Consider the following 13,749-nt stretch of genomic DNA (forward strand, 5'->3'; position numbering starts at 1 on the left):
TTCATGGGCCTTAAGAAATTTATAGAAGATATTGAACCGCATTTTGAACCTGGTGGGAAACATGAGCGTTGGTTTGCTTTGTATGAAGCAGCAGCAACGCTACTTTACACCCCAGGTACTGTAACAAAACGCAGTTCTCATGTTCGTGATAGTGTTGATTTAAAACGTATTATGATCATGGTTTGGTTAGCGGTATTTCCAGCAATGTTCTGGGGTATGTACAATACTGGTCATCAAGCGATTGTCGCGCTTAATCAGATGTATTCTGGTGAACAATTTGCCACAATTATTTCTGGTGATTGGCATTACTGGTTAACTGAAATGCTCGGTGGCACACTGACTGACCAAGCCGGTTGGGGCAGTATGATGTTGCTCGGCGCAACTTACTTCTTGCCTATCTACGCAGTTGTTTTCGCAGTAGGTGGTTTCTGGGAAGTATTATTCTGTATGGTTCGTAAGCATGAAGTTAACGAAGGTTTCTTTGTTACTTCTATCTTGTTTGCGCTAATCGTGCCGCCAACATTGCCACTATGGCAAGCTGCATTAGGTATTACTTTCGGTGTTGTTGTTGCTAAAGAAATCTTTGGTGGTACTGGTCGTAACTTCCTAAACCCAGCGTTGGCTGGTCGTGCTTTCCTATTCTTTGCATACCCAGCACAAATTTCTGGTGATACAGTTTGGACTGCGGCGGATGGCTTCTCTGGTGCTACGGCGCTTAGCCAATGGGCTCAAGGTGGTCACGGTTCATTAGTAAATACTGTAACAGGTCATTCAATTTCTTGGATGGATGCATTCATCGGTAATATCCCAGGTTCTATGGGGGAGGTTTCTACCTTAGCTCTAATTCTTGGCGGTTTGATGATCGTTTATATGCGAATTGCATCATGGCGAATCATTGCGGGTGTAATGATTGGTATGGCTGCTGTATCAACAATCTTTAACCTTATCGGTTCAGATTCGAACCCAATGTTTGCTATGCCTTGGTACTGGCACTTAGTGCTAGGTGGTTTTGCATTCGGTATGATCTTCATGGCGACAGACCCTGTATCAGCATCATTTACTAATAAAGGTAAGTGGGCATATGGTGCATTGATCGGTGTGATGTGTGTACTTATCCGTGTGGTTAACCCTGCTTACCCTGAGGGTATGATGCTAGCGATCCTATTTGCTAACCTATTTGCACCTCTATTCGATTACTTTGTCGTTGAGAAGAACGTCAAGAGGAGACAAGCTCGCTATGGCAAATAAAGATTCCATTAAAGGTACCCTAATTACCGTTATTGCTCTGAGCCTTGTGTGTTCAGTTGTAGTATCAACGGCAGCGGTACTATTAAAACCAAAACAAGTCGCAAATGCTAAACTTGATGTTCAAAGCAACATCGTAGCGGTTGCTGGTTTTGATGCGAAAAATGCAAACGAAATCCAATCTATCTACGATGAAAGTATTGAACCTCGTTTAATTGACTTCTCTACTGGAGAATTTGTGGAAGGTGACGCAACTCAATATGATATGCGTGCTGCAGCAAAAGATCCAAGTCAATCGACTAAGCTATCAGCTGATGAAGATATCGCTAAAATTATGCGTCTTCCAAATAAAGGCCTGGTTTACTTAGTGAAAGACGGCGAACAAGTTAAGGAAGTTATTTTACCAATTAATGGTAGTGGCCTTTGGTCTATGATGTATGCATTCGTTGCTGTTAAAACAGACGGTAACACAGTAAGTGACATCACATTCTATGAACAAGGTGAAACTCCGGGACTTGGTGGTGAAGTTGAAAACCCGAAATGGCGTGCTCAATTTGAAGGTAAGAAATTGTTTGATGAAAACAATCAGCCTGCAATTAAGATCGTGAAAGGTGGAGCACCTGAAGGATCTGAACACGGTATTGATGGTTTGTCTGGTGCAACGCTAACAAGTAATGGTGTTCAGCACATTTTCGACTTCTGGTTAGGTGATAAGGCCTATGGTCCTTTCCTAGCTAAAGTACGAGCAGGAGAACTGAACTAATGAGTGCAAAAGACTTAAGAAAATCTATTGTTTCTCCAGTATTAGATAACAACCCGATTGCACTACAAGTGTTAGGTGTTTGTTCTGCACTGGCAGTAACAACTAAGTTGGAAACCGCATTTGTTATGACATTAGCTGTAATGTTTGTAACCGCATTTTCTAACTTGTTCGTATCTCTAATGCGTAACCATATTCCTAATAGTGTTCGTATTATTGTACAAATGGCGATCATCGCATCGTTAGTAATCGTGGTAGACCAAGTATTACGCGCATACTTCTTCGATATTTCGAAGCAGTTATCGGTATTTGTTGGTTTGATCATTACTAACTGTATCGTAATGGGTCGTGCAGAAGCATTTGCAATGAAAGAAGCACCATTCCCGTCATTTATTGATGGTATTGCGAATGGTCTAGGCTATGGCTTTGTATTGATCGTAGTCGGTTTCTTCCGTGAGCTTTTAGGTTCAGGTAGTATCTTCGGTATGCAAGTGTTGCCATTAATTTCAGACGGTGGTTGGTATCAGCCAAACGGTATGATGTTACTTGCGCCTTCTGCATTCTTCATCATTGGTTTCTTAATTTGGATTATCCGTACAATGAAACCAGAACAAGTAGAAGCTAAGGAGTAATCGCAATGGAACATTATATTAGCTTACTCGTTCGTTCGATCTTCATTGAGAACATGGCATTGTCTTTCTTCTTAGGCATGTGTACGTTCCTAGCGGTATCGAAAAAAGTAAAAACTTCTATCGGTCTTGGTGTTGCGGTTGTTGTTGTACTAACTGTATCGGTACCAGTAAACAACCTAGTTTATACCTATATCCTGAAAGAAGATGCCTTGGTTCAGGGGGTAGATTTAAGCTTCCTAAACTTCATTACTTTCATCGGTGTTATTGCCGCCTTAGTGCAAATATTGGAAATGGTTCTTGATCGCTTTTTCCCACCTTTGTACAACGCATTAGGTATTTTCCTGCCGTTAATTACTGTTAACTGTGCCATCTTTGGTGGTGTGTCGTTTATGGTTCAACGTGACTATAATTTCACAGAATCAATCGTATATGGCTTCGGTTCAGGTTTAGGTTGGATGTTAGCTATCGTTGCGTTAGCAGGTATCCGTGAGAAGATGAAATATTCAGATGTACCTCCAGGTCTACGTGGCCTAGGTATTACTTTCATTACCGCGGGTCTTATGGCGTTAGGCTTCATGTCTTTCTCTGGTATTCAACTTTAGGGTAAACGCCCCCAAACATAAGGAATAATCGATGGATACTAATGTTATTCTCCTTGGCGTCGCGATGTTTACTCTGATCGTTCTAGCTTTAGTCTTAGTGATTTTATTTGCTAAATCTAAACTGGTTCCAGATGGTGACATTACGATTTCTGTAAATGGTGATCCTGAAAAAGCCATTGTTACGACAGCAGGTAGCAAGCTACTTGGCGCATTATCAAGCTCTGGCATCTTTGTGTCTTCAGCTTGTGGTGGCGGTGGTTCTTGTGGCCAGTGTCGTGTTAAAATTAAATCTGGTGGTGGTGATATTCTACCAACCGAATTAGATCACATATCTAAAGGCGAAGCCCGTGAAGGTGAACGTTTAGCTTGTCAAGTTAACGTGAAAACTGACATGGAAATTGAGTTGCCTGAAGAAATTTTTGGTGTGAAAAAATGGGAATGTGAAGTTATTTCTAACAATAACGAAGCGACCTTCATCAAAGAATTTAAGATTGCGATCCCCGATGGTGAGTCTGTGCCATTCCGTGCCGGTGGCTATATTCAAATTGAAGCGCCAGCGCACCATATTAAATACTCTGACTTTGATATTCCTCAAGAATATCTTGAAGACTGGGAAAAGTTCAATTTGTTCCGCTACGAATCAAAAGTAGAAGAAGAAACTATCCGTGCATACTCGATGGCGAACTATCCAGAAGAAGAAGGTATTATTATGCTAAATGTGCGTATTGCTACGCCGCCGCCTAATAATCCTGATGTACCACCAGGTATCATGTCTTCTTACATTTGGTCTCTGAAACCAGGCGATAAGTGTACGATTTCAGGTCCATTTGGTGAGTTCTTCGCGAAAGATACTGATGCGGAAATGGTGTTTATTGGTGGTGGTGCTGGTATGGCTCCAATGCGTTCACATATTTTCGATCAGCTTAAGCGTCTGAAGTCGAAGCGTAAGATGAGCTTCTGGTATGGTGCTCGTTCTAAGCGTGAAATGTTCTACGTAGAAGATTTTGATGGTCTAGCTGCTGAGAATGATAACTTTGAATGGCACTGTGCATTGTCTGATCCACTTCCAGAAGATAATTGGGAAGGTAAGACTGGCTTTATTCACAATGTTCTATACGAAAGCTACTTGAAAGATCATGAAGCGCCAGAAGATTGTGAATACTACATGTGTGGTCCACCAATGATGAACGCAGCCGTTATCGGATTGTTGAAAGATCTTGGTGTAGAAGACGAAAACATTCTATTGGATGATTTCGGCGGCTAATCACTAAGCCTCTGATAATAATGGCTGACTTACTTAAGTCAGCCATTGTTTTTTTAAGCGAATAGTTTTTTAGAATCATTAGAAATGGATATATCTGACAAGCATTTATCGCTGATTTCTAATGTTTTTATTAATACCTTTCAAAGGAGTAAGCAAGTGAAATTACGAATGATTCAACTTGCTAAGTCAATGCAAACTTGGCTTTTTATCATTGTTTTTGGTTTATTGTTAACGGGGTGTTCCAAGCCTGCAGAGCAAGTGCATTTATCCGGTCCCACGATGGGAACTGGCTATAATGTTAAATATATTGTTCAAGACGGGCAGCTAAAGCCTGAGGTTTTACAAAAAGAAATCGACAAAGTATTAGAAAAGGTCAACGATGAAATGTCGACTTACAGAGAGGACTCTGAATTAAGCCGTTTTAACCAACATACGAATAATGAACCTTTTCCTGTCTCTAGTGATACGGCAGCGGTAGTACGTGAAGCGTTGCGCATTAATAAGCTAACTGAAGGCGCGATGGATGTAACGGTTGGGCCTATTGTGAACCTATGGGGATTTGGTCCAGAAGATCGCCCTGATGTCGTACCAACCCCTGAAATGTTATCTGAGCGTCGTAAAATAACGGGTATTGAACACCTCAGCGAAACCGGTGATGCTTTAATCAAGGATATTCCAGAGTTGTATGTGGATTTATCAAGTATTGCGAAAGGCCGTGGTACGGATGAAGTTGCCGATTATTTAGAATCTGTTGGCATTCATAATTACATGGTTGAAGTGGGCGGTGAAATTCGTGTTAAAGGTAAGAACCGTGATGGTGTATCATGGCGTATCGCGGTAGAAAAACCAGTTGTGAATCAGCGTTCAGTGGAAAATATTATTGAACCGGGTGATATGGCGATTGCGACTTCAGGCGATTACCGTAACTACTTTGAAGAAGATAGTGTTCGCTATTCGCATATTATTAATCCGAAAACAGGTAACCCAATTAGTAATAAAGTGGTTTCAGTGACGGTTTTACATCCCTCTTGTATGACCGCCGATGGTTTGTCGACTGGCTTGATGGTATTGGGTGAAGAAGACGGATTGCGTATTGCCAATCAAAATAATATCCCTGTTTTATATATTGTAAAAACAGAAGATGGTTTTAAAGAATTCAGTTCAGATGCGTTTAAGCCGTATTTGAAAGACACACATTAAACGAGGTGCTTTATGGCAACTTATGGAATTACATTTTTAATATTTTTGGCTGTCATTGTAGCCATGTCAGTAGGCTACATTTTTCAAAATAAAGTGGTAAAAGGTAGCTGTGGTGGTTTAGGTGCGGTAGGCGTCGATAAGGTCTGCAATTGCCCTGAGCCTTGTGATGCACGTAAAAAGCGTGAAGCGAAAGCAGCCCTAAGAGCTGAAAAATTAGCGAAATGGGAAAGTGATCGAATCATGTAAAATGATTTAATATCGATATTTCTATTTCAATGCCCCTTCTTACAAGAGTTGGGGCATTTTTATTGCTTGGTAGTTTTGACAAATAGCGCTATTATTTAACTGTGTTTTTATACAGTGATTGTGCTAATTGTATTGATGGCTAGCTATTGTGATGGTGGATTGTAATGATGGCTGATCGTAAAATTATTCATATTGATATGGACTGCTTTTTTGCTGCAGTGGAAATGAGAGATTTCCCTCAGTACCGCGATGTCCCATTTGCGGTAGGAGGAAGCAGTAAGCAGCGTGGTGTGATCAGTACTTGTAACTATATCGCGCGGCAATATGGGGTGCGATCAGCACTATCCACAGCAAAAGCTTATCAGTTATGTCCACATTTAACTTTGGTGAATGGACGAATGAGTGTTTATCGCCAAGTATCCAAGCAGATTCGAGAAATATTTTCCCGTTATACTTCAGTGATTGAACCACTATCCCTAGATGAAGCTTATTTAGATGTCACCAATAGTAAAATACTACATGGCTCGGCGACCTTAATTGCGGAAGCAATTCGGGCCGATATTGAGCGTGAACTCAATCTAACCGCATCAGCTGGAGTTGCTCCACTTAAATTCTTAGCTAAGATAGCTTCTGATCTAAACAAACCTAATGGTATTACTGTTATTCCACCAGAGAAGGTTCAGCAAACGATTGATGGCCTAGTATTAGAGAAAATTCCGGGCGTTGGTAAAGTAACCATTGAGAAACTACATCAAGCTGGTTTGTATACTTGTTTGGATGTTCGACAATCTAATTATCGTGATTTATTAAGTCAGTTTGGCTTGCTGGGCGCTTCTTTATGGAAGAAAAGTAATGGTATTGATAATCGTGAAGTGGTTGTTGAACGCAATCGTAAATCGATGGGAGTTGAAAGAACCTTTAGTGAGAATATTTCAAGCTTTGATGAATGTTGGCAAGTTATTGAGCAAAAGCTCTACCCAGAATTAGATAAGCGATTACTTAAAGTTTCACCATCAAAAGCAATTACTAAACAAGGTATTAAAGTAAAGTTTTCTGATTTTCAACAAACAACAATTGAGCATAATGCTCAGTTATTTAAGCTCGAAGATTATAAGGAATTGCTACAAGAAGTGCTGACTCGTCAACAGGGACGTGAAATACGTTTGCTTGGGGTTAGTGTGATGCTAAAGCCAGAGGAGCTAGAAAGGCAACTGTGTTTGATTTAACGATTCTCGAGTGGCGAGTCTCGTTTCTCGAGGGCTAATCGAGAAACGAGAAACGCTAACCGAGCAACGTATTTACTCTTTTTCTGGAATATTTTCCAAAATGGCAATCATTTGCTCCCAGTAAAGTGCCACACTGGCGATCTCTACTTTTTCATCTGGAGAATGTGGAAACTTAATGGTTGGGCCAAACGAAATCATATCCATATTCGGGTATGGTTTCTTAAATAGACCACATTCAAGACCTGCATGGATTACCATAATGTTTGGTTTACGGCCATAAATGTCTTCATAAACATCTCGGAAGATATGCATGATTTGTGAGTTTGGATCCGGTTTCCAACCAGGATAAGCACCATCAAATTGAATATTGGCGCCAGCAAGTTCCGCTAACGATGCCAAAGTACCTTCAACCATTTCTCGGCCAGAATCAATCAATGAGCGAACTAGGCAAAGAATGGTGATTTTGTTTTCTTCTGTCGTGATTACGCCTACGTTGAGTGATGTTTCCACCACACCTTCAATATTATCATCCATGCGAATTACGCCATTTGGACAGCTATTTAATGCGGCAATAAAGCGTGATTGAACAGATTGAGTCAATGGTGAGAATTGGCTGCTAGCTTCAGTAATTTGACTAGTTAGTGCGGTTTCAATTTGACCAAGTTCTTGTTGAACTAAAGCCGTGTATTGATTGAATGCCTCGGTCAGTTCAGCTTGTTTTGTTATTGGTACGGTGATAATCGCGGCAGCTTCACGTGGAATGGCATTACGAAGACTACCACCCTGGAATTCAATCACACGTAAATCTAAGTTTTTCGCTTGTTTGAATAGGAAGCGAGCAAGAAATTTATTGGCATTACCGCGACCAGTGTGAATATCACAACCAGAGTGACCTCCTTTAAAACCTTTAACGGCAAGTTTTAGTGTAGTGTGGTCGCTTGGCATTGCGTCACGCTCTAGATCAAAAATGATTGAAGCGTTCACACCACCAGCACAACCCATATAGATTTCACCTTCTTGCTCTGAATCGGTGTTCAGCAGGATATCTGCATCAAGCCAGCCTTCTTGTAGGGCAAAAGCACCTGTCATACCCGCTTCTTCATCAATGGTCAGCAGCACTTCTAATGGGCCGTGTTTAATGTCTGTCGAAGCGAGGACTGCTAAGCATGAAGCCATACCCATACCGTTGTCAGCACCTAGTGTCGTCCCTTTAGCCGTTACCCATTCCCCATCAATGTAAGGTTGGATGGGATCTTTAGTGAAGTCGTGTGTTGTGTCTTCATTTTTTTGCGGCACCATATCAATATGCGCTTGAAGAACGACTTTCTTTTTATTTTCCATTCCCGCGGTTGCAGGTTTAGTAATAAAGATATTACCCGCTTCATCACGTTTAACAGGTAAGTTTTGTGAGGTTGCCCACTCCACGATGTACTGAGCAAGGGCTTCCTCATGTTTTGATGGATGAGGAATGGAGCAGATTTTATCGAAAAATTGCCAAACAGGTTGAGGGGATAGTTGACTGATTTCAGAATGTTGATTCGACACAAAAGACTCCTAACTGAATATTGCTACCTTTATGGTGTTAAAAAGATAGTAGAAATATACCCTTGGTACTTGAAGTTACCGCTTTGTTGACAGTGTACTTTCGCTGTACTGCGGAGGTAATTACTTCGGGTATGTATAGTATAAGTAGAATAATGCTACTTGAAAGGCGGGATGTACAGCATAGAGATAAGATAAATACCTTCAATTGAGGTGTATCAAATTTTAAGGCTTAGTTGTTTTTACTGTTGTGTAATTTTATTACTAATTTTAGTGACTGTTATTGTGTATTTTTCGATTAAATTGTAATTGTAAATATAGTTAGTAATTTAATTACTTATCGTGTATTATCTCGTCACTTATTTAATGATAGTAAACACGAAGTGATTGCTGCCTTAGATGTGTGCAAATATTGAGTGATTGATAGCAAGTGGTATCCATTACTTAGGGTACTCGTTATTGAAGAGATCCGATGTTTGTTTGTATTACCCCTTATTGTTTGGAATAGATGGGCCGCTAAGGTTACAGCATTCTATCGCCACCTATTGTTTAGGTGGTTTTTTTTTATTCGTATACTCAAGTTATTTGCATCTGAAGCCACTTTTGGTGAAAGCATCGAGGTATCTCGAGCAAAAATCATTAAAATTGATATTTGTATCAGATACAGTTTGCTTTCATTATCATTATTTGGAAAACTACACGCCTTTTCATTCAAACGATTGCGCAACCGTTTAGATTTTGCTGCTACGCACATTTTAGGAACATCACATGTTAGAAAAGTTATTTAAGTTATCGGAGCACGGTACTAACGTGAAAACCGAAGTCTTAGCCGGCGTTACGACGTTCTTGACGATGGCTTATATTATTTTTGTTAACCCTGCAATTTTATCTCAAGCTGGAATGGATCATGGCTCAGTCTTTGTGGCTACATGTCTTGCTGCAGCAATTGGCTGTTTCATTATGGGCTTCTATGCAAACTACCCAATTGCTCAAGCGCCAGGTATGGGGCTAAATGCTTTCTTTACCTATACGGTTGTACTAGGAATGGGACACACTTGGCAGGTCGCTTTGGCAGCAGTATTTTGCTCGGGTATCCTATTCATCATATTAAGCTTATTTAAAATACGTGAGCTTATTATTAACTCGATTCCTATGTCATTACGTTTAGGTATTTCTGCTGGTATCGGTCTTTTCTTAGCGTTAATTGCATTAAAGAACGCAGGTATCGTAGTCGGTAGTCCAGCAACATTGGTGACCGTAGGCGATTTAACCTCGATCCCCGCTATTTTAGGCGCATTAGGTTTTATATTAACCATCGTATTCGTTCATCGTGGCTTCAAAGCGGCGGTAATGATTGCTATTTTGGCGATTACTGCAATTGGTGTGATTTTAGGTGATGTGGCTTATGGTGGGATTGTTTCAATGCCACCAAGTATTGCTCCTACTTTCTTACAGCTTGATTTCTCTGCGATTTTAGATGTGGGAATGATCTCAGTTGTATTTGCTTTCTTGTTTGTCGATTTATTTGATACCGCTGGCACATTAGTCGGTGTAGCAAATAAAGCGGGCTTTATTGGTAAAGATGGTAAGATTCCTCGTTTGAATAAAGCGCTTTTATCTGACTCAACGGCTACTTCGATTGGTGCATTATTAGGTACGTCAAATACTACATCATTTGTTGAGAGTACCGCTGGTGTCGCGGTAGGCGGTCGCACAGGCTTAACAGCAGTTGTCGTTGGTATTTTATTCCTTCTTGCATTATTCTTCTCACCATTAGCCGGAATGGTTCCAGCCTATGCAACAACAGGCGCATTATTTTATGTGGCTATCTTGATGTTATCTGGTCTTGTTAATATTGAGTGGGACGATTTAAGTGAAGCGGCACCAGTGGCCGTAGTTTGCTTATTAATGCCATTAACCTTTTCGATTGCTGAAGGTATCGCAATGGGTTTTGTGACCTATGCAGCGATTAAACTACTTAGCGGTAAAGCGCGTGAAGTGAACATTGGCGTTTGGATTCTAGCCTTAGTATTCTTGTTGAAATTCATTCTTACGGGTGCTTAATTGCACTTTAGAAACAAAAACAAAGCAGGTTTTATATTATGAGTAATAAATTCGTGATCACTTGGGACAATATGCAAATGTATTGTCGTCAATTAGCGGCCAAGCAAATGCCAGCTGAACAGTGGAAAGGTATTGTTGGTGTTAGCCGTGGTGGTTTAGTACCTGCAGCTATTTTGGCTCGTGAACTTGGTATTCGCTATGTTGATACGATTTGTATTTCTAGCTACGACCACGATCACCAGCGTGAGATGAAAGTCTTAAAAACGATTGACGGTGACGGTGATGGTTTCTTGATCGTCGATGATTTAGTAGATAGTGGCGATACTGCTCGCCATATTCGTAAGATGTATCCTAAAGCTAAACTTATTACGGTATGTGCTAAGCCTGCTGGCCAAGCTCTTGTCGATGAATATATTGTTGATATTCCTCAAGATACATGGATTGAGCAGCCTTGGGATATGACGCTTCAATTTGAAGAACCAGTCAATCGTAAGCAAAAATAACCCAATATTTTATTAAGTGATAAAAACCCTGCAATATTGTAGGGTTTTTTTGTTTTTTGCGATGAATTGATTGGCATAACCTAGGTGGTAAGCGTTATTCTACCCATTCGAGCTATTGATTTTTATTTGAAGGATTTTATATGACCGCACTCAAACATGATCAATCCAAGCAGCGTTATGAAGTTGAAGTGATAGCGAATTATTGGGCCCATTTAGATTACCTCCAACATAATGATGTTTTAACGATTACCCATACTTTTGTACCTGATGAATTACGCGGACAAGGTTGTGGCAAAATCTTAATGGAAACTGTGCTGGCTGATATTGATTCGCATAATCTAAAAGTCCGACCGGTTTGTAGTTATGCGGTGGTATATCTAGAGCGTCATGCTAAATGGCAGCATTTGCTGGCGAAATAATGATTGAAAAAGCGAGTGGAGATATTCCTTGGAACCAAGTAAGAATTTATCTGAATCACTGTTTAAAAAGCATCAGCATGCCAAAGAAACGTCAAGTTTCATCAGCTATCTATCGGAAAGTCAGGCATTATTGGATAGTAATCAAAAACGTAGCAAAAGTGCCTGGTATCGAGCTTTGCGGCGTATGCAGTGGATTTGGCAGGGGTTAGACCCAATTGAAATTGAATCAGTCCTTGCTCGTATCGCTAGTTCAGGTAACAAACATAATCATCCTGATTGGCTTGATACTGTAGCTGGATATCGTCCAGGAAACTGGTCATATGAATGGTCGCAACAAGGTGCGATTCATCAGAAAAAAGCAGCTCAACTGAGTGGCGAGGTAGCTTCGAATGAATACTTTATTGCTAGCTTATGCTTTAGCGTTGCCAGCTATCCACACCTTAAAGGGGATAATCTCTCTATTCAGGCTCAAGTGCTTGCCAATAAAGCTTATTCTGATGCGATGGAACATAGCCCTTATGTCACAAAGCAACTGAAAGTCCCATATAAAAACAAAAAGATCATGGCTAATCTTCATCTACCTCACACAGAAAAGTCGCTACCTGTTGTGATCGTGAGTGCGGGAATTGATAGCCTACAAACCGACATGTGGCGTTTATTTCGAGACTTTCTTGCCAAACATGAGATAGGCATGCTTACGGTCGATATGCCGGGTGTTGGTGCCAATATTCATTGGTCAATGACCGAAGATTCAAGCTGCCTACATCAAGCAGTACTGAATGAGTTGCCAAATATCCCTTGGGTTGATCACTATAAAGTTGGCTTAGTCGGTTTCCGATTTGCTGGCAATGTGATGGCAAGGCTTTCATTTATCGAGCAAGACAAAATAACAGCGTGCGTTGCTTTAGGTGCACCTATTCATGATCTACTGTCTGATGCGAATAAATTCAGCATAATGCCGAAGATGTACTTGGATACTTTGGCATCTCGCATGGGTAAAAACGCCGTGGATATTACGAGTTTTTCTAAGCAAGTTCGTGCGTGGTCATTGAAATCACAAGGTTTGCTTGCTGGGAGAAAAACAACCGTACCAATTTTAGCGTTGGGATTAGAAGGCGATCCGGTAGGTTCTAAGATGGATAATCAGAGTCTGGCAAGTTTTAGTCATGGTGGTAAAGCGATTGAATTGAGAACAAAGTCAATTTCACAGGGTTATGATCAAGCGCTCACTTCTGCAGTCGACTGGTTGAAAGTAGCACTCAAAAAGTGACATTTGTGATCGAATAGTGAACTATAGATAACTGAGGTCAATGGATTATTGATCTTCTTAAATTATAATAATGTATGGAGAATTCAATGACTGACGCTTCTGCACCAACTCACTATCGTTTAATGACCGCTTTGAAAGCGATTGGCCCTTATTTACGTGAAGGTGAATGTAAGTCAGGGATTTACTTGTTTGATTGCTTGTCTGTCTGTGTGGATGATAAAAAGTCACCAGAGTTAAGAGAGTTTTGGGGCTGGTGGTTAGAGTTAAGTAAGCAAAATGATAACTTTATCGCCAACTATACCTTGGGTAAATACGATGAAAAAGGTGATTGGGTTGATATGGCTATCCCTAAAAAATCACAACTTGAAGTGGAAAGGACATTAGACGAATTTCATAAAAAGCTCGTTTCTGTATTGTCTGGAAATTACAACTACACGGTTAATCTTCATAAAAATTCGGTTGATACTCTGTAATTAGCCGAAGCATTATCCCGAATAGAGAATATTGTAGGGCGTGTTTGTGGATTATCCGCAACACGCCTTATGTTTTACTTGTGAAATGGCGTTTGTATTGATACAACATCAAGATATCTTATACCCAAGTGACTTCAAGATGCGAGTTTCAGCAAGAATAAAACAAGCTTTAGGCAAGACAAATTGGACATGATCATAGTGATTCTATCTCTGTTCAATTTAACGCGGCATAAAGCTTGTTTTAACTTGCCCTTCGGGAGCTTCATTCAAACCTTTAATACAGCGTCAGATTGGTTTGAAAGG

Annotated in this window: 14 protein-coding genes; 13 read left to right on the forward strand and 1 reads right to left on the reverse strand. The window is 40.5% G+C overall.

The genetic code is table 11. The annotated features are described in order from the left end of the window. The first annotated feature begins 3 nt into the window (after positions 1-3). The 8 genes from ACE3G9_RS04510 to dinB all read left to right on the forward strand — a co-directional run bounded on the left by ACE3G9_RS04510 (position 4) and on the right by dinB (position 7,175). Positions 4-1,248 carry an NADH:ubiquinone reductase (Na(+)-transporting) subunit B gene (locus tag ACE3G9_RS04510; RefSeq protein WP_417880733.1) on the forward strand — a complete coding sequence of 415 codons (1,245 nt, stop codon included), beginning with the start codon at positions 4-6 and terminating at the stop codon, positions 1,246-1,248. Beyond that, positions 1,238-2,008, forward strand: coding sequence for a Na(+)-translocating NADH-quinone reductase subunit C (locus ACE3G9_RS04515; RefSeq protein ID WP_417880732.1), 771 nt, complete (start codon positions 1,238-1,240; stop codon positions 2,006-2,008). Before ACE3G9_RS04510 ends, ACE3G9_RS04515 begins: the two co-directional genes overlap by 11 nt. Beyond that, positions 2,008-2,637: an NADH:ubiquinone reductase (Na(+)-transporting) subunit D gene (locus ACE3G9_RS04520; protein ID WP_417880731.1), complete on the forward strand. Its 630-nt coding sequence runs from the start codon at positions 2,008-2,010 to the stop codon at positions 2,635-2,637. The genes ACE3G9_RS04515 and ACE3G9_RS04520 overlap by 1 nt, the downstream gene beginning before the upstream one ends. 5 nt (positions 2,638-2,642) lie before the next feature. Then, positions 2,643-3,239: an NADH:ubiquinone reductase (Na(+)-transporting) subunit E gene (nqrE, locus tag ACE3G9_RS04525; RefSeq protein ID WP_417880730.1), complete on the forward strand. Its 597-nt coding sequence runs from the start codon at positions 2,643-2,645 to the stop codon at positions 3,237-3,239. A gap of 31 nt (positions 3,240-3,270) precedes the next feature. Next, complete coding sequence (nqrF, locus tag ACE3G9_RS04530) at positions 3,271-4,503, forward strand: NADH:ubiquinone reductase (Na(+)-transporting) subunit F (RefSeq protein ID WP_417880729.1); 1,233 nt, start codon at positions 3,271-3,273, stop codon at positions 4,501-4,503. A 189-nt stretch (positions 4,504-4,692) separates the two neighbouring features. Further along, positions 4,693-5,703, forward strand: a complete 1,011-nt coding sequence (locus tag ACE3G9_RS04535; protein WP_417880813.1) for an FAD:protein FMN transferase — start codon at positions 4,693-4,695, stop codon at positions 5,701-5,703. Between the two features lie 12 nt (positions 5,704-5,715). Beyond that, positions 5,716-5,949 (forward strand): (Na+)-NQR maturation NqrM, encoded by a 234-nt coding sequence (gene nqrM / locus ACE3G9_RS04540; protein WP_417880728.1) that lies wholly within the window; start codon positions 5,716-5,718, stop codon positions 5,947-5,949. Between the two features lie 167 nt (positions 5,950-6,116). After that, positions 6,117-7,175, forward strand: a complete 1,059-nt coding sequence (dinB, locus tag ACE3G9_RS04545; protein WP_449218579.1) for a DNA polymerase IV — start codon at positions 6,117-6,119, stop codon at positions 7,173-7,175. 72 nt (positions 7,176-7,247) lie between these two features. On the opposite strand, the gene ACE3G9_RS04550 is transcribed toward dinB, so the two are convergent. Beyond that, entirely contained in the window at positions 7,248-8,720 is a 1,473-nt protein-coding gene (locus ACE3G9_RS04550; protein ID WP_449218557.1) for an aminoacyl-histidine dipeptidase, read from the reverse strand. A gap of 765 nt (positions 8,721-9,485) precedes the next feature. Here ACE3G9_RS04550 and ACE3G9_RS04555 point away from each other — a divergent pair. From ACE3G9_RS04555 to crl, 5 genes are all read left to right on the forward strand, one after another. Further along, complete coding sequence (locus tag ACE3G9_RS04555) at positions 9,486-10,781, forward strand: NCS2 family permease (protein ID WP_417880726.1); 1,296 nt, start codon at positions 9,486-9,488, stop codon at positions 10,779-10,781. A gap of 38 nt (positions 10,782-10,819) precedes the next feature. Next, positions 10,820-11,284, forward strand: a complete 465-nt coding sequence (gene gpt, locus ACE3G9_RS04560; protein ID WP_449218558.1) for a xanthine phosphoribosyltransferase — start codon at positions 10,820-10,822, stop codon at positions 11,282-11,284. Between the two features lie 140 nt (positions 11,285-11,424). After that, entirely contained in the window at positions 11,425-11,703 is a 279-nt protein-coding gene (locus ACE3G9_RS04565; protein WP_417880724.1) for a GNAT family N-acetyltransferase, read from the forward strand. Positions 11,704-11,731: 28 nt separating this feature from the next. Further along, complete coding sequence (gene frsA / locus ACE3G9_RS04570; RefSeq protein ID WP_417880723.1) at positions 11,732-12,973, forward strand: esterase FrsA; 1,242 nt, start codon at positions 11,732-11,734, stop codon at positions 12,971-12,973. A gap of 86 nt (positions 12,974-13,059) precedes the next feature. Continuing rightward, the gene (gene crl, locus ACE3G9_RS04575; protein WP_449218559.1) at positions 13,060-13,446 is read left to right on the forward strand and encodes a sigma factor-binding protein Crl; all 387 of its coding nucleotides are present in this window, start codon (positions 13,060-13,062) and stop codon (positions 13,444-13,446) included. Positions 13,447-13,749: the final 303 nt, after the last annotated feature.

This window comes from Vibrio sp. E150_018 (assembly GCF_053544035.1).